Consider the following 15,727-nt stretch of genomic DNA (forward strand, 5'->3'; position numbering starts at 1 on the left):
CTCCTCATTGCAGGCCGCCGCCGCGGTGGACCCAGGCGGCCAGTTCCAGGCGCGAGCCCAGGTGGAACTTGCGCAGCAGGTTCTTCACGTAGATCTTCACGGTGCCGTCGCTGATGCCCAGCTCGCGGGCGATGCGCTTGTTGCTCAGGCCCTGGGCGATCAGCGCCAGGGTCTGGCCCTCGCGGGCAGTGAGTTCGTCCGCCGCCGGCGCCACGGCCGGCGCGGGCTCGGCGAGCAGCGCCACCAGGCTGTCGTCCAGCTGCACCGAGCCGCGGCTGCAGCCGCGCACGTAGGCCAGCAGCGCCTCCGGCTCGGTGTCCTTGAGCAGGTAGCCCTCGGCGCCCAGGCGCAGGGCGGCGGCCAGCTCGGTGCGCTCGGCCGAGGCGGTGAGCACTATCACCTGGCTGTCCAGCTCCAGCTGGCGCAGCTCGTCGAGCACCTGCAGGCCGCCCAGGCCGGGCATGTGCAGGTCCAGCAGGATCAGCTCCGGGCTCAGCTGGCAGGCCAGGCTGATGCCCTCGCGGCCGCTGGAGGCCTGGCCGACCACGGTGAACTCGCCGCTTTCGCCGAACAGCTCGGCCAGGCCGCGGCGGAACAGCGGGTGGTCATCGATCAGCAGCAAGGTGGCGTTGTGCATCGCCTTTCTCCTCCGGTTGGGCGGCCACGCCGGGTAGCCGCAACGCGACCCGCGTGCCCCGTGGCGGGATGGTCTTCACGCTCAGGCTGGCGCCGATGGCCAGGGCCCGCTCGCGCATGATCGACAGGCCGAAGTGGCCGGTCTCGCCGCTGGCCTGCAGGCCGATGCCGTCGTCCTCGACCGCCACCCGCAGCTCGCCCCGGGCCAGGCGCAGGTCGATGCGCGCGGTGCGCGCGTGGGAGTGGCGGACGATGTTGGCCAGCGCCTCGCGGACGATCTGCAGCACCTGCAGGGCCTGCTCGTCGTCGAGCAGGCCGTCGGGCAGGCGGTTGTCCAGCTCGAAGACGATGGTGCTGCGCCGGCCGAACTCCTCCACCGAATCCAGCAGCGACTGGCGCAGGCTGCGCCCGTCCAGGCTCAGGCGGGCATTGCCGATCAGCTCGCGGACCTGGCGCTGCACCGCCTGCAGGCCGTGGCGCAGTTCCTCCAGCAGCGGCGCGGCCTGCTGCGGGCGTTGCAGCTGGCCCTGCAGGCGGTTCGCCTGGAAGGCCAGGAAGCCCAGCTGCTGGGCCACCGAATCGTGCAGCTCGCGGGCCAGCAGGGTGTCCTGGCCGTGGCGCTCCAGGCGCAGCCGCGCACGCTGCCGGGTGATGCCGTGGACGCTGGCGGCCAGCAGCGGCAGCCAGGCCAGCAGCGCCCGGTGCTGGCGGCCGGTGAAGTCCTGCAGCGCCAGCGCGGCCTGGCCGCCCTGCTCCAGCGGCCAGAGCTGGCGCGGCTCGCCGCGCGCCCGGCAGGGGCGGCACGGGCCGGCGCGCAGGGCCGGCAGGTCGCGCAGCGGGCAGTCGGCCTCGGCGCAGAAGGCCGCCGGGCGCCGCAGCGGCTCCGCCAGGCCGGGCTCGTCCAGCAGCAGGCACGGCGCCGCCCCCGGATGGGCCGCCGCCAGCTCGGCGAGCAGGCGCGCCAGCGGCGCCCAGTTGCCCGGTTCCTCCAGCAGGCCCTGCAGCAGCTCGGCCTCGGCGCGCCGCGGCGCGGCCGCGACGGCGCCTGCAAGCCATCGTTGCCGCCAGCGATCCAGCCACCCCGCACGCCGTGCACCCATGCCCAGCCCTCGTTCGCAAGTGCCATACAGACAGCAACTTTCATGCCCCCGGCGCGGCCTCCCCGCGGCCCTTACCCCTTTGGAGATATCACCTCCTGCGGATTGAGCGGTTATTCGCATCAGGAAAATATCTTCCCCAACGCGAAACACGAAAGTTCGCCGCCGCCAGCGCCCGGATGCGCACCAACTCAAGGCCCCGCGCCTCAGGATCGGGCACGGCGGCGGCCCACCCAGCGAGGAAGCCATGACCGATACCGCTCTCTCCGGCAGCGCCCCGCCGCTGCCCAGCCTGCCCCGCTACGACGCCCTGCCGCGCCTGGCCGGCGGCCACGCGCTGCTGGTGATGCAGCGGGCCGACGCCGACTACGCCCATGCCCTGGCCAGCCGCCTCGGCCTGGCCCCCGGCGAGCTGGAGCTGCTGGCCAGCGGCCCGCAGGGCCCGCAGCGTGCCCTGCTGGAACGCCTGGACAGCGCCAGCGTCGGCCTGCAGTTGCTGCTGTGCGGCGACGAGGCCTTCCTCTGGCCGCTGCACGCCCTGGCCCGCCAGGCCGGCCTGCGCCCCGACGAGATCCACCTGCTGCGCCGCGGCGAGGACACCCGCACGCTGTACTGCGTGCACTGCGGCACCTTGCAGGGCACCGGCAGCGGCGACCGCCACGACTGCCAGCACTGCGGCGTGCATCTCGAAGTACGGCGGCATTTCTCCCAGCGCCTGGGCGCCTACCTGGGCGTGTGCGCCGACGCCGACCAGCCCTATGCGGAGGCCCGCCCATGAGCGCCTTCTTCGACGTGCGGGTGAGCGCCGTGCGCGCCGTCACCCCGGTGATCCGCGAATTCACCTTCGAGGCCATGGACGGCGCGCTGCCCGGCTTCTCCGCCGGCAGCCACGTGCAGCTGTGCCTGCCCAACGGCCTGCGCAACGCCTACTCGCTGCTGAGCGACCCGGCGGACAGCAGCCACTACCGCATCGCCGTGCGCCGCCAGGAAAAGTCCCGCGGCGGCTCGCGCTACCTGCACGAGCAACTGCAGGTCGGCGACCGGCTGCGCGTCGGCGCGCCGGCCAACCTGTTCGCCCTGCACGGCGAGGCGCGCCGGCACATCCTGGTGGCCGGCGGCATCGGCATCACGCCCTTCCTCGCCCACTGCCGCGAGCTGCTGCGCCGCGGCGCGGACTTCGAACTGCACTACGCCTACCGCGCCGGCCTGAGCGACGCCTACCTGGGCGAGTTGCGCGAGCTGCTGGGCGAGCGCCTACACGAATACGACGGCGTGCAGCGCGCGCTGGACCTCAACCAGGTGCTGCGCCACCGCCCGCTGGGCAGCCACGTCTACGCCTGCGGCCCGCAGCGCCTGCTGCTGGCCCTGCGCGAGCAGGCCGCGGCGCTGGGCTGGAGCGACTCGCGGGTGCACTGGGAAGCCTTCGCCGCCCCCGAACCCGGCCAGCCGTTCCGCGTGGAGCTGGCGCGCAGCGGCCGCCAGTTGGACGTGGGCGCCGAGCAGAGCCTGCTCGAAGCCCTGGAAGGCGCCGGCGTGGAAGTGCCCAGCCTGTGCCGCGGCGGAGTCTGCGGCCAGTGCCGCACGCCCTACCTCAAGGGCGAGGTGGAGCACCGCGACCACTTCCTCGACAGCCGCGAACGCGAAGGCAGCCTGATGCCCTGCGTATCCCGTGGCTGCGGCCCGATCCTGCTCGACCTCTAGGAGACCCGACGCCATGCCCACGACCCTCAAGCCGGTGGAGCGCTACCGCGAGGCCTTCAGCTTCGCCAACAGCCCGGAGGCCATCCGCCGCTTCCCGTTCCCCTTCCCGGAAGACCAGTACCAGTACTCGGTGAACATCGAGCCGGCGGTCTCCCGCGACCCGGGTTCGGTGTTCGAGCACCTGTTCGACATCGACGAGCACTACCGCTCCGAGGTGGCCGAGCGCGCCCTGGTGCTGGAGCGCGACCCGTCGCGCTGCCTGGTGATGCCGCACATGCAGCCGGCCGCCTGGGACGCCCTGGCGCTGCTGATGGAGCGCCTGGCCAGCGACTACCCGCAGTACTTCCAGCTGCGCCGCGAGGGCGAGCGCTGGGAGTGGCGCAACCTGGCCCTGGGCATCCACCAGCACTTCACCTACGGCGACGCCGCCACCCTGCCCTGCGAGCCGCTGGAATACATCACCCGCCAGGTGCAGGGCGACTTCGCCCTGCTCGACCAGCGCGACGGCGACCTGTTCATGGACGCCGGCATGGTCACCGGGCCGGCCGACTGGTCGCTGGCCTTCGACGCCGGCATGAGCTTCAAGCAGTGGCACTCGCCGGTGCCCATGGCGCACCAGATGGGCATTTTCGACCGCGCCCTGAAGTACCTGCTGAACCTGCAGGTGGGCCAGCCGATGCGCCGGCTGAACTGGACCATGACCATCAACCCGCGCCTGGATACTTCGCCCGAGACCTACCACGAATGGGGCACCGACCGCGGCACCGTCACCGCGCAGAACGCGGGCGAGCTGGTGCACCTGCGCGTGGAGCTGCAGGTGATGGCGCGCCTGCCGCGCAGCCATGCGCTGATGTTCAGCATCCGCACCTACCTGATCGGCATGAACGAGCTGGCCACCCAGCCGCACTGGGCCCGGCGCCTGTACCGCGTGCTGCGCGACCTGCCCGAGCCGATCGCCGACTACAAGGGCCTGACCCGCTACCGCGGCGCCCTGCTCGACTGGCTGCGGCCGTTCGATCCGCAAGCCTGAAGAACCGCCACCCACTACAAGAGGATCACCCCATGGCCAATTCCTGGCGCATCAGCGCCCTGCGTGAACGCCACCTGGCACTTGGCTCCAAACTCGAGGACTGGAACGGCATGGGCACCGCCTGGACCTACGCCAGCGACCTCGCCGACCACCACGAGGCGATCCGCACCCGCGCCGGGCTGATGGACGTGTCCGGGCTGAAGAAGGTGCACTACGTCGGCCCCCACGCCGAGAGCCTGCTGGACTGGGCCACCACCCGCGACATTTCCAAGCTGTACCCGGGCAAGTCGGTGTACGCCTGCATGCTCGACGAGGACGGCAAGTTCGCCGACGACTGCATCGTCTACCGCACCGGCCCCAACGCCTTCATGGTGGTGCACGGCGCCGGCGTCGGCCACGAGATGCTGATCCGCTCGGCCCAGGGCCGCCAGGTCGCGGTGCTGTTCGACGACGACCTGCACGACCTGTCGCTGCAGGGCCCGCTGGCGGTGGACTTCCTCGCCGAGCACGTGCCGGGCATCCGCGAGCTGCCCTACTTCCACCACCTGCAGGGCAAGCTGTTCGGGCACCCGGTGATGATCTCGCGCACCGGCTACACCGGCGAGCGCGGCTACGAGATTTTCTGCAAGGCCGCCGACGCCCCGGCGATCTGGGACGGCATCCTGGAAAAGGGCAAGGACCTGGGCATCATCCCCTGCGCCTTCACCGCCCTGGACTGGCTGCGGGTGGAGAGCTACCTGCTGTTCTACCCCTACGACAACTCGCAGATGTACCCCTTCGCCGACGAGAAGGCCGGCGACAGCCTCTGGGAGCTGGGCCTGGACTTCACGGTGTCGCCCGGCAAGCAGGACTTCCGCGGCGCCGGCGAGCACTACCGGCTCAAGGGCCAGGAGCGCTTCCGCATCTTCGGCGTGCTGCTCGACGGCGAGCAGGCGGCCCAGGCCGGCGACACCCTGTGGCACGCCGGCCAGGAGGTGGGGCTGATCACCTGCGCCATGTACTCGCGCCTCACCGGCCGTTCCATGGCCATCGCCCGCCTGAGCACCGACTGCGCCGAGCAGGGCGTGCCGCTGCAGGTGCGCGGCAGCCTGCAGACCAGCGCCATCGCCCACACCCTGCCCTTCGACGACCCCGAGAAGAAGAAGCGCACCGCCAAGGGCTGAGCGCCTCCGCCCGGCCCGCCGGGCGGCCTTCCACCACGCCGCGAGAACGCAAATGGACACCCACTACATCCTCACCATCGACTGCCCGGCGCGCTCCGGGATAGTCGCCGCCGTCAGCACCTACCTGGCCGGGCGGCAGTGCTACATCAGCGAGCTGTCGCAGTTCGACGACGAGATCACCGGGCGCTTCTTCATGCGCGCCGTGTTCCGCTTCGACGCCGACGCCAAGGGCGACATCCAGGCCCTGCGCGACGGCTTCGAGGACGTCGCCGTGCCCTTCGACATGCACTGGCAGCTGTTCGACAGCCAGCGGCCGATGCGCGTGCTGCTGATGGTCAGCAAGTTCGACCACTGCCTGGCCGACCTGCTCTACCGCCACGCCAAGGGCGAGCTGGACATGCAGATCACCGCCATCGTCTCCAACCACCTCGACCTGCGCCCCATGGCCGAGCGCGAGGGCATCCGCTTCATCTACCTGCCGGTGACGAAAGACACCAAGGCCCAGCAGGAAGCCGAGCTGCTGAAGATCGTCGCCGAGACCGGCACCGAACTGGTGGTGCTCGCCCGCTACATGCAGATCCTCTCCGACGACCTGTGCAGGCAGCTCTCCGGCAAGGCCATCAACATCCACCACTCGTTCCTGCCCGGCTTCAAGGGCGCCAAGCCCTACCACCAGGCCTACGAGCGTGGCGTGAAGCTGATCGGCGCCACCGCGCACTACGTCACCAGCGACCTCGACGAGGGCCCGATCATCGAGCAGGAAGTGCAGCGCGTGGACCACGCCTACAGCCCCGAGGCGCTGGTGGCCATCGGCCGCGCCACCGAGACCGTCGCCCTCTCCCGGGCGCTCAAGTACCACCTGCAGCACCGCGTGTTCATCAACCGCGACAAGACCGTGATCTTCTCCTGACAACTACGAACGTGGAGCACCGGACATGAAGCAAAGAGTCGCCATCATCGGCGCCGGCCCCAGCGGCCTGGCCCAGCTGCGCGCCTTCCAGTCGGCGAAGGAAAAAGGCGCCGACATTCCCGAACTGGTCTGCTTCGAGAAGCAGGCCGACTGGGGCGGCATGTGGAACTACACCTGGCGCACCGGCCTGGACGAGCACGGCGAGCCGGTGCACGGCAGCATGTACCGCTACCTCTGGTCCAACGGGCCGAAGGAATGCCTGGAGTTCGCCGACTACAGCTTCGACGAGCACTTCGGCCGGCCCATGGGCTCCTACCCGCCGCGCGAGGTGCTCTGGGACTACATCAAGGGCCGCGTGGTCAAGGCCGGCGTGCGCCCCTACATCCGCTTCAACACCACGGTGCGCAACGTCACCTGGGACGAGGCCAGCGGCACCTTCGAGGTCACCGCCCACAGCTACGACGACGACCGCACCTACAGCGAGGCCTTCGACTACGTGGTGGTCGCCAGCGGCCACTTCTCCACGCCCAACGTGCCCTACTTCGACGGCTTCGAGAGCTTCGCCGGGCGCGTGCTGCACGCCCACGACTTCCGCGACGCCCTGGAATTCCAGGGCAAGGACGTGCTCATCGTCGGCGGCAGCTACTCGGCCGAGGACATCGGCTCGCAGTGCTTCAAGTACGGCGCGCGCTCCATCACCAGCTGCTACCGCAGCGCGCCGATGGGCTACAAGTGGCCGGAGAACTGGGAGGAAAAGCCGCTGCTCACCCGCGTCAAGGGCAGCACCGCCTTCTTCGCCGACGGCAGCAGCAAGCGCGTCGACGCCATCATCCTGTGCACCGGCTACAAGCACCACTTCCCCTTCCTGCCCGAGGAGCTGCGGCTGAAGACCGACAACCGCCTGTGGCCGCTGAACCTCTACAAGGGCGTGTTCTGGGAGCAGAACCCGCGGCTGATCTACCTCGGCATGCAGGACCAGTGGTACAGCTTCAACATGTTCGACGCCCAGGCCTGGTACGCCCGCGACGTCATCCTCGGGCGCATCGCCCTGCCGGAGCCGGCGCTGATGCGCGCCGAGGACCTGGCCTGGCGCCAGGAGGAGGAAACCCTGGAGAACGCCCGGCAGATGTTCGAGTTCCAGGGCGAGTACATCCGCCAGCTGATCGAGGCCACCGACTACCCCAGCTTCGACATCGCCGAGGTGAACAACACCTTCCTGCAATGGAAGCAGGACAAGTACGAAAACATCATGGGCTACCGCGACAAGTGCCACCGCTCGCTGATCACCGGCACCCTCGCCACGCCGCACCACACGCCCTGGCTGCAGGCCCTGGACGATTCGCTGGAGGCCTACCTGGCCGACCAGCCGGTGGACCAGCTCAGGAAAGCCCTCTGAGCCCTCTCCCGGGGCGGCCCCGCCGCCCCGCCTTGCGTGGAGCACGAGAATGAACCTGCCCGTGACGAGCCGCCCCCTGGAGCCGGCCCTGTTCGCCCGCGCCCCGGCGCTGGAGCGCCACCGCGTCGCCCCCGGCGGCCTGACCGTGCTGGCCCTGGAAGCCGGCGACCGCCTGCAGGTCGTCGACCTGGAAGGCGACCAGGCCGCCGAGCTGCTGGCCTTCACCACCGACGGCCGGCCGGCGCTGGCCGAACTCGGCCTGGCGCCCAGCCCCGGCGCCGCCTTCATCCACCACCTGCTGCACGACGGCAGCCGCGAGGCCGCCCACGTCAGCGCCGGCCTGGCGCGGCGCGGCGTCGACTGCCGCCACTTGCCGAGCCCCGCGCGGCTGTGGGAGAGCGGTACGCCGGCCGGCTACAGCCGCACACTCGACGCCGGTGCGGCGCTGCTGGTGCTGGTCGCCGCCCCCGGCGGACGCACGGCGGTGGACAGCCAGGCGCGGGCCAGCGAGCTGCGCCTGCTGGTGCACCGCGCCAACCCGCGCCAGGTGCTCGCCCCGCCGCTGCCGGTGCCGCTGGGCGAGGTGCTGGACGAATTCACCATCCGCCCCGGCACAGCCAACGCCTACACAGTCGCCGCCGGGCAATACATCCAGGTGCTCGACGTCGCCGGCCGGCAGTGCTCGGACTTCGTCGCCTTCGACCGCCGCGGCCTGGACGCCGGCCGCGAGATCGACCTCGACCCCACCGTCACCCGCACCCTCAACGGCAACGCCTACCCCGGCCCGGGCCTGTACAGCCGCTTCTACGACCGCGACCTGCAGCCGATGCTGGAAGTGCTGCGCGACACCGTGGGCCGCCACGACACCTTCGCCCTGGCCTGCACCGCGCGCTACTACGAGGCCCAGGGCTACTTCGGCCACGCCAACTGCAGCGACAACCTCAGCCGCGCCCTCGCCGCCCACGGCGTGCGCGGCCGCGCCGGCTGGCCGGCGATCAACTTCTTCTTCAACACCGGGGTGGACGCGCACCAGCAGCTGACCCTCGACGAGCCCTGGTCGCGCCCCGGCGACTACGTGCTGCTGCGCGCCATGACCGACCTGGTCTGCGCCAGCAGCTCCTGCCCCGACGACATCGACCCGGCCAACGGCTGGCAGCCCACCGACATCCACGTCCGCGTGTACAGCGAAAAGGAGCGTTTCAGTATCGCCATGGCCAACCGCAAGACGCCCGACGCCGACCCGGTGCTGACCCGCGAAAGCGGCTTCCACCCCGGCACCTCCGCCCTCACCCGGCAGTTCGTCGACTACCGCGGCTTCTGGACGCCGACCCACTTCGACGGCTACGGCGCCATCGAGGAGTACCACGGCTGCCGCGAGAAGGTGGCGGTGATGGACCTTTCCGCCCTGCGCAAGTTCGAGGTGCTGGGCCCCGACGCCGAGGCACTGCTGGACTACTGCCTGACCCGCGACGTGCGCAAGCTCGCGGTGGGCCAGGTGGTCTACTCGGCCATGTGCTACGAGCACGGCGGCATGCTCGACGACGGCACCCTGCTGCGCCTGGGGCCGGACGCCTTCCGCTGGATCGGCGGCGAGGACTACGCCGGCGACTGGCTGCGCGAGCAGGCGCAGAAGCTGGGCATGAAGGTGTGGGTGAAGAGCGCTTCCGAGCAGATCCACAACATCGCCGTGCAGGGCCCGCTGGCCCGCGAACTGCTCAAGGGCATGGTGTGGACGCCGGGCACCCAGCCGAAGCTGGAGGACCTGGGCTGGTTCCGCTTCCTCAGCGGCCGCCTGGACGACTACAACGGCCCGCCGCTGATGGTATCGCGTACCGGCTACACCGGCGAGCTGGGCTACGAGCTGTGGTGCCACCCGAGCGACGCCATGGCCGTGTGGAACCGCCTGTGGCAACTGGGCGAGCCCCTGGGCCTGGTGCCCCTGGGCCTGCACGCGCTGGACACGCTGCGCATCGAGGCCGGGCTGGTGTTCGCCGGCTACGAGTTCGACGACCAGACCGACCCCTTCGAGGCCGGCATCGGCTTCTGCGTGCCGCTGAAGACCAAGCAGGCCGACTTCATCGGCAAGGATGCCCTGCTAAGGCGCAGCGCCAACCCGCAACGCCGCCTGGTGGGGCTGGAACTGGAGGGTAACGAGACGGCGCACCACGGCGACTGCGTGCACGTCGGCCGCGCCCAGGTGGGCGTAATCACCAGCGCCACCCGCTCGCCGCTGCTGGGCAGGAACATCGCCCTGTGCAGGCTGGACGTGGGTTACTGCGAGCCGGGCACGCCGGTGCAGGTCGGCAAGCTCGACGGCCAGCAGAAGCGCATCCCCGCGCGGGTGGCCGCCGGCACCGTGGCCTACGACCCGCAGAAGAGCCGCGTGCGCGCCTGAGGCGCTTTCTGGAGTGGCTTTTGCAAGGCTGCAGCCAGACACGTCGCTCGCAGCCCCAGGAGGAAAGGCCGATGTGGTTCAGCAAGGCATCCCGCAACCTGGCCGAGGAACTCGGCCAGTGGCTCGACCAGCTTCCCAGCGCACCGGACACGGCGCCCCCGCGGCACTGCGAACCGCGCCTGCGTAGCAGCCTGGAGCGCCTGCAGAGCGGCTGGCACGAACTGTTGAGCTTCCGCCAGCACGCCGAACGCCAGGCGCCGCCGCCCTGCAGCGCCGAGGAATACGCCGCGCTGACGAAACGCCTGGCCCAGGCCGAACAGCAGAACCTGCAATTGCGCGGCGAGCTGGAACAGCAGCAGGGTCAGCTGACGGCCCTGGAGGCCGAGCGCCGCCAATGGCAGGAGGAACGCGAGGTCTGGGAGCTGACCCAGCGCACCCTCACCGAGGGCTGCTGGGCGATGAACGTGGTCAACGGCGACCCCGACCACCCGCACAACCTGATCCGCTGGTCCGAGCAGTTCCGCGAGCTGATCGGCTACAGGCGCGAGGAATTCCCCGACGGCTGGGACAGCTACTTCGGCGTGGTCAACCCGGACGACCTGAAGGCGGTCATGCAGACCTTCAACGCCGCCATGGCCGACGCCAGCGGCGACGGTTCCTACGCAGTGGAATACCGCATGCGCCACAAGACCCGCGGCGAGGTCTGGTTCCGCGAACGCGGCCGCTGCCTGCGCGACGGCCGCGGTCGGCTGGTGTACGTCACCGGCGCGGTGCGCGAGATCAGCGACGAGAAAGCCGCCGCGGCCCTGCACGAACGCGAGCAGGCGAACATCCAGGCCACCTACGGGCAGATCGCCCAGGTGGCCGGGGTGATCCGCGGCATCGCCGAACAGACCAACCTGCTGGCCCTCAACGCCGCCATCGAAGCCGCCCGCGCCGGCGACCAGGGCCGCGGCTTCGCCGTGGTGGCCGACGAGGTGCGCAACCTGGCGCGGCGCACCCAGGAATCGGTGCAGCAGATCCAGGCGATGCTGCAGCAGCACTGAACTGGCAGGGCGCACGCTTTTCATAGGATCGAGGGGGCGCCTAGCTCTTGCTCGCGAACGGTGCTCGCCGGCAGCAGCTGTGCTTGAGATGAACGCCGTCCCCTCTCCCCAGCCCTCTCCCTTCAGGGAGAGGGCTGGGGAGAGGGCGCTCTCAACCCCAACACCTCTATCCCCCTGTAGGAGCGGGCCCTGCCCGCGATTTCGCGCGCAGGGCGCGCTCCTACATGGCAATGGCGCGAATGGGACAGCATCCACGATGGCCTCCTACGCCACCTGCCCTCCCCCCACCAGCTTCAGCCCGACGATCCCACCCACGATCATCACCAGGCACAGCGCCTTCAGCGCCCCCAGCGGTTCGCCGAGGAACAGGCTGCCGTAGGCCACCGTCCCCAGGGTGCCGATACCCACCCAGACGGCGTAGGCCAGGCCCAGCGGCAGCTCGCGCACGGACAGGCTCAGCAGGTAGATGCTCAGCGCCAGGAACACCCCGCAGTACAGGCTCGGCCCCAGCCGGGTGAAGCCCTCGGTGCGGGGGATGATCGAGGCGTAGAGCACTTCGCAGAGCCCCGCCAGGACCAGGTAGCCCCAGCCGTTCAACCAGGCCATCGGTCATTTCTCCTTTCCCAAAAAGAACGCCGACGCGGGGCGTCGGCGCAGGGTGTCGCGAGGGGCTCAGACGGCGTCTTCGCCCAGCTCGCCGGTGCGGATGCGCACGATGCTCTCCAGGTCCTGGACGAACACCTTGCCGTCGCCGATCTTGCCGGTGCGCGCCGCCTTGAGGATGGCGTCGACGGCGGCCTGGCACAGGGCGTCGGCGACCACCACCTCCAGCTTCACCTTGGGCAGCAATTCCACGACGTACTCGGCGCCCCGGTAGACCTCCGAATGGCCCTTCTGCCGGCCGTAGCCCTTGACCTCGGTGGCGGTCACGCCGTGCACGCCGGCCTCGGTCAGCGCCAGGCGCACGTCGTCCAGGCGGAACGGCTTGATGATCGCGGTGATGAGTTTCATGGTGGCGATCCTCAGTTGGAGTACTTGTAGCCGACTTCGCCGTGGGCGGAGAGGTCCAGCCCGTCCACCTCGGCTTCCTCGTCCACGCGCAGCCCGCCGCACAGCGCCGCGGCCACCTTGAAGGCGACCAGGCTGGTGATGGCCGAGAAGCCGATGCTGAACAGCAGCACGCCGCCATTGACCAGCAGCTGGTCGAACAGCCCGCGGCCCTCGGGGAAGCCCTGGCCGCCGATGGCGCCGAGGGCGAACACCGGGGTCAGCAGGCCGCCGAGGATGCCGGCCACGCCGTGCACGCCGAACACGTCGAAGGCGTCGTCCAGGCCGATCATCGGCTTGAGCTTGTCCACCGACCAGACGCACACCGGGCCTGCGATCAGGCCGAGCAGGATGGCGCCCATGGGGCCGACGTAGCCGCAGGCCGGGGTGATCGCCACCAGCCCGGCGATGGCGCCGGAGACCGCGCCGAACAGGCTCGGCCGGCCCTTGTGCTGCCACTCCACCAGCATCCAGGCCAGGGCGCCGGCGCAGCTGGCGAGCATGGTGTTGACCATCACCAGCATGGCGAAGCCGCTGGCGGCCAGCGCGCAGCCGCCGCAGAAGCCCAGCCAGCCCACCCACAGCAGCGAGCCGCCGGTGAGCGTCATGGTCATGTTGTGCGGCGCCAGGGTGGCGGTGCCGAAGCCGCGGCGGCGGCCCAGCAGCCAGGCGCCCACCAGCGAGGCGATGCCGACGTTGAGGTGCACCACGTTGCCGCCGGCGAAGTCCTGCACGCCCAGGTTGAACACCCAGCCGCCGCCCCAGGCCATGTGCGCCATGGGGATGTAGTTGATGGTCAGCCACACCGCCATGAACACCATGACCGCACCGAACTTCATGCGCTCGGCGAAGGCGCCGACGATGATCGCCGGGGTGATGGCGGCGAACAGCAGCATGAACAGGAAGTACAGGTACTCGGGGATGGTGCCGACCACCGAGTCCTTGGTGATGCCGACCATGAACAGCTTGTCCAGGCCGCCGATCACCGACTGCAGCGCGCCGCCGTCGGTGAAGGTCAGGCTGTAGCCGTAGACGGCGAACAACACCGACATCAGCGACGCGGTGCAGAACACCTGCATGAGGATCGACAGCACGTTCTTGGTCCGCGCCATGCCGCCGTAGAACAGCGCCAGGCCCGGCAGGGTCATCAGCAGCACCACCAGCGAGCAGAGCGCGACGAAGGCGGTGTCGCCGCTGTTGATCGCCGGCGGCGCCTCGTCCGCCAGGGCGGCGACACTGCCGAACAGCAGGGAAAGGCCCAACATACTGCGGCTCACATGTGAAAACCGGATCATTGCCTGTTGCCTCCAACCGACGGGGACGGGGCCGGCCCGCGGTCGGATGCACGGGCCGGCGTTTCGAGCGCCCTGGGCAGGTGGACGGGCCGCAGCCAGTGCCTTCCTGTAGGGCAACTTTATTTCCTTGTAGGCATAGCAATTGGCCTGCCAAGGCCCGTCGGGGGCGGCCAATTTTTGCTATGTGGTTGAATGGAAAGGGTTTGTTTTGGCAGGCGGGTAAGCAGGCCGAGGCCCTGATCGGCAGGTCGCGCATTTTCTTGGTGCGAATTTGAATTTCCTGCCAGGCAATATGGCAGCCCTGTCTGGCGTTGGTGCGGGGCTCGGCAAATCGCGGATAAGATCCGCTCCGCCACCCCACCGCACCATCCCCTGTAGGAGCGCGCCCTGCGCGCGATTTCGCGGGCAGGGCGCGCTCCTACAATTGCCATGAGGCACGGTACCCCGTAGGGCGCATAACCGTTCGCGGTTATCCGCCGTTGACCGGAACACCGGTGCCCGGGGCTGCCGACGAATACGGCTCCTCGCAGGATGGGTGGAGCGAAGCGATACCCATCCTGCGGAAGACGCCACCGAGCGCCCAGGAACCGTAGGAGCGGACTCCGTCCGCGATGTCCCCTGCCGGAGAAAACAAAAAGGCCGGCGATCGCTCGCCGGCCTTCGGTATCACCCGCTGGGGCTCAGTACTGCACCTGCCCCGGCACCCAGCTGGTGCCGGCCAGCGGCACGCGGGCCATGGCCGCGGCTTCCACGGTCAGGGCCACCAGGTCCTCGGGGTCGAGGTTGTGCAGGTGCGACTTGCCGCAGGCGCGGGCCATGGTCTGGGCCTCCAGCACCAGCACCCGCAGGTAGTTGGCCAGGCGGCGGCCGGCTTCCACCGGGTCCAGGCGCCTGGACAGCTCCGGGTCCTGGGTGGTGATGCCGGCCGGGTCGCGGCCGTTCTGCCAGTCGTCGTAGAAACCGGCGGCTGAGCCGATCTTCCTCAGCTCCTCGTCCAGGCGCGGGTGGTTGTCGCCCAGGGCCACCAGCGCGGCGGTGCCGATGGCCACCGCGTCGGCCCCCAGGGCCATGGCCTTGGCCACGTCGGCGCCGTTGCGGATGCCGCCGGAGACGATCAGCTGCACCTGGCGGTGCATGCCCATCTCCTGCAGCGCCTGCACGGCCTGGGGAATGGCCGGCAGGATGGGAATGCCGACGTGCTCGATGAACACTTCCTGGGTGGCCGCGGTGCCGCCCTGCATGCCGTCGAGGACGATCACGTCGGCGCCGGCCTTCACCGCCAGCTTGACGTCGTAGTACGGGCGGCTGGCGCCGATCTTCACGTAGATGGGCTTCTCCCAGTCGGTGATCTCGCGCAGCTCGGCGATCTTGATCGCCAGGTCGTCCGGGCCGGTCCAGTCCGGGTGGCGGCAGGCGCTGCGCTGGTCGACGCCGATCGGCAGGGTGCGCATGCCGGCCACGCGCTCGGTAACCTTCATGCCCAGCAGCATGCCGCCGCCGCCCGGCTTGGCGCCCTGCCCCAGGACGATCTCGATGGCGTCGGCCTTGCGCAGGTCGTCGGGGTTCATGCCGTAGCGCGAGGGCAGGTACTGGTACACCAGGTGCCGGGACTGGCCGCGTTCCTCCGGGGTCATGCCGCCGTCGCCGGTGGTGGTGCTGGTGCCGGCGATGCTGGCGCCGCGGCCCAGGGCTTCCTTGGCGTTGGCCGAGAGCGCGCCGAAGCTCATGCCGGCGATGGTCACCGGGATCTTCAGGTGGATCGGCTTCTTGGCGAAGCGGGTGCCCAGCACCACGTCGGTGCCGCACTTCTCGCGGTAGCCTTCCAGCGGGTAGCGCGAGACGCTGGCGCCGAGCAGCAGCAGGTCGTCGAAGTGCGGCAGCTTGCGCTTGGTGCCGCCGCCGCGGATGTCGTAGATGCCGGTCTCGGCGGCGCGCTGGATTTCCTGGATGGTCAGGCGGTCGAAGGTGGCGGACTCGCGCAGCACCGGGGTGTTCTTCTCGCTCATGGGGG

At 70.1% G+C, this 15,727-nt stretch carries 13 protein-coding genes and 1 pseudogene; 8 read left to right on the forward strand and 6 right to left on the reverse strand.

All coding sequences use genetic code 11. From position 1 onward, the window contains the following. Positions 1–4 precede the first annotated feature (4 nt). Together VV867_RS22155 and VV867_RS22160 are read right to left on the reverse strand one after the other, a co-directional pair. Positions 5–637 (reverse strand): response regulator, encoded by a 633-nt coding sequence (locus tag VV867_RS22155; RefSeq protein ID WP_109935287.1) that lies wholly within the window; start codon positions 635–637, stop codon positions 5–7. Further along, complete coding sequence (locus VV867_RS22160; RefSeq protein WP_328567576.1) at positions 606–1,736, reverse strand: sensor histidine kinase; 1,131 nt, start codon at positions 1,734–1,736, stop codon at positions 606–608. Before VV867_RS22160 ends, VV867_RS22155 begins: the two co-directional genes overlap by 32 nt. Before the next feature lie 244 nt (positions 1,737–1,980). Between VV867_RS22160 and VV867_RS22165 the strand changes: the two genes are divergently transcribed. The 8 genes and pseudogenes from VV867_RS22165 to VV867_RS31205 all read left to right on the forward strand — a co-directional run. Further along, positions 1,981–2,511, forward strand: coding sequence for a dimethylamine monooxygenase subunit DmmA family protein (locus tag VV867_RS22165; RefSeq protein ID WP_089392346.1), 531 nt, complete (start codon positions 1,981–1,983; stop codon positions 2,509–2,511). Beyond that, positions 2,508–3,434 carry a PDR/VanB family oxidoreductase gene (locus VV867_RS22170; protein ID WP_328567577.1) on the forward strand — a complete coding sequence of 309 codons (927 nt, stop codon included), beginning with the start codon at positions 2,508–2,510 and terminating at the stop codon, positions 3,432–3,434. The genes VV867_RS22165 and VV867_RS22170 overlap by 4 nt, the downstream gene beginning before the upstream one ends. 13 nt (positions 3,435–3,447) lie before the next feature. After that, the gene (locus VV867_RS22175; protein WP_328567578.1) at positions 3,448–4,464 is read left to right on the forward strand and encodes a heme-dependent oxidative N-demethylase family protein; all 1,017 of its coding nucleotides are present in this window, start codon (positions 3,448–3,450) and stop codon (positions 4,462–4,464) included. A 32-nt stretch (positions 4,465–4,496) separates the two neighbouring features. After that, positions 4,497–5,627: an aminomethyltransferase family protein gene (locus tag VV867_RS22180; protein ID WP_275626726.1), complete on the forward strand. Its 1,131-nt coding sequence runs from the start codon at positions 4,497–4,499 to the stop codon at positions 5,625–5,627. Between the two features lie 52 nt (positions 5,628–5,679). Then, positions 5,680–6,537, forward strand: coding sequence for a formyltetrahydrofolate deformylase (purU, locus tag VV867_RS22185; protein ID WP_089392350.1), 858 nt, complete (start codon positions 5,680–5,682; stop codon positions 6,535–6,537). A gap of 25 nt (positions 6,538–6,562) precedes the next feature. Continuing rightward, complete coding sequence (locus tag VV867_RS22190; protein ID WP_109934969.1) at positions 6,563–7,933, forward strand: flavin-containing monooxygenase; 1,371 nt, start codon at positions 6,563–6,565, stop codon at positions 7,931–7,933. A gap of 49 nt (positions 7,934–7,982) precedes the next feature. After that, entirely contained in the window at positions 7,983–10,328 is a 2,346-nt protein-coding gene (locus tag VV867_RS22195) for a DUF1989 domain-containing protein (protein WP_328567579.1), read from the forward strand. 458 nt (positions 10,329–10,786) lie between these two features. After that, positions 10,787–11,365, forward strand: a pseudogene (locus tag VV867_RS31205) (methyl-accepting chemotaxis protein); the annotation flags it as partial. 273 nt (positions 11,366–11,638) lie between these two features. On the opposite strand, the gene VV867_RS22205 reads toward VV867_RS31205, so the two are convergent. The 4 genes from VV867_RS22205 to VV867_RS22220 all read right to left on the reverse strand — a co-directional run bounded on the left by VV867_RS22205 (position 11,639) and on the right by VV867_RS22220 (position 15,722). Further along, positions 11,639–11,980, reverse strand: a complete 342-nt coding sequence (locus tag VV867_RS22205; protein ID WP_109934972.1) for a DMT family transporter — start codon at positions 11,978–11,980, stop codon at positions 11,639–11,641. 66 nt (positions 11,981–12,046) lie between these two features. Next, on the reverse strand, positions 12,047–12,385 hold the full coding sequence (locus tag VV867_RS22210) for a P-II family nitrogen regulator (protein WP_089392355.1): 339 nt from the start codon (positions 12,383–12,385) through the stop codon (positions 12,047–12,049). A gap of 11 nt (positions 12,386–12,396) precedes the next feature. Next, a complete protein-coding gene (locus VV867_RS22215) occupies positions 12,397–13,716 on the reverse strand; it encodes an ammonium transporter (RefSeq protein WP_425343553.1) in 1,320 nt (439 codons plus the stop codon). 680 nt (positions 13,717–14,396) lie between these two features. Further along, complete coding sequence (locus tag VV867_RS22220; RefSeq protein ID WP_089392357.1) at positions 14,397–15,722, reverse strand: FMN-binding glutamate synthase family protein; 1,326 nt, start codon at positions 15,720–15,722, stop codon at positions 14,397–14,399. Positions 15,723–15,727: the final 5 nt, after the last annotated feature.

Origin of the sequence: Pseudomonas sp. JH-2, from assembly GCF_036231725.1 — a bacterium.
GTDB classification, from domain to species: domain Bacteria; phylum Pseudomonadota; class Gammaproteobacteria; order Pseudomonadales; family Pseudomonadaceae; genus Pseudomonas; species Pseudomonas delhiensis.

Coding starts and splice junctions, on each gene's coding strand:
- VV867_RS22155 (WP_109935287.1), bottom strand. CDS start 637: ATGCACAACGCCACCTTGCTGCTGATCGATGACCACCCGCTGTTCCGC.
- VV867_RS22160 (WP_328567576.1), bottom strand. CDS start 1,736: ATGGGTGCACGGCGTGCGGGGTGGCTGGATCGCTGGCGGCAACGATGG.
- VV867_RS22165 (WP_089392346.1), top strand. CDS start 1,981: ATGACCGATACCGCTCTCTCCGGCAGCGCCCCGCCGCTGCCCAGCCTG.
- VV867_RS22170 (WP_328567577.1), top strand. CDS start 2,508: ATGAGCGCCTTCTTCGACGTGCGGGTGAGCGCCGTGCGCGCCGTCACC.
- VV867_RS22175 (WP_328567578.1), top strand. CDS start 3,448: ATGCCCACGACCCTCAAGCCGGTGGAGCGCTACCGCGAGGCCTTCAGC.
- VV867_RS22180 (WP_275626726.1), top strand. CDS start 4,497: ATGGCCAATTCCTGGCGCATCAGCGCCCTGCGTGAACGCCACCTGGCA.
- purU (WP_089392350.1), top strand. CDS start 5,680: ATGGACACCCACTACATCCTCACCATCGACTGCCCGGCGCGCTCCGGG.
- VV867_RS22190 (WP_109934969.1), top strand. CDS start 6,563: ATGAAGCAAAGAGTCGCCATCATCGGCGCCGGCCCCAGCGGCCTGGCC.
- VV867_RS22195 (WP_328567579.1), top strand. CDS start 7,983: ATGAACCTGCCCGTGACGAGCCGCCCCCTGGAGCCGGCCCTGTTCGCC.
- VV867_RS22205 (WP_109934972.1), bottom strand. CDS start 11,980: ATGGCCTGGTTGAACGGCTGGGGCTACCTGGTCCTGGCGGGGCTCTGC.
- VV867_RS22210 (WP_089392355.1), bottom strand. CDS start 12,385: ATGAAACTCATCACCGCGATCATCAAGCCGTTCCGCCTGGACGACGTG.
- VV867_RS22215 (WP_425343553.1), bottom strand. CDS start 13,716: ATGATCCGGTTTTCACATGTGAGCCGCAGTATGTTGGGCCTTTCCCTG.
- VV867_RS22220 (WP_089392357.1), bottom strand. CDS start 15,722: ATGAGCGAGAAGAACACCCCGGTGCTGCGCGAGTCCGCCACCTTCGAC.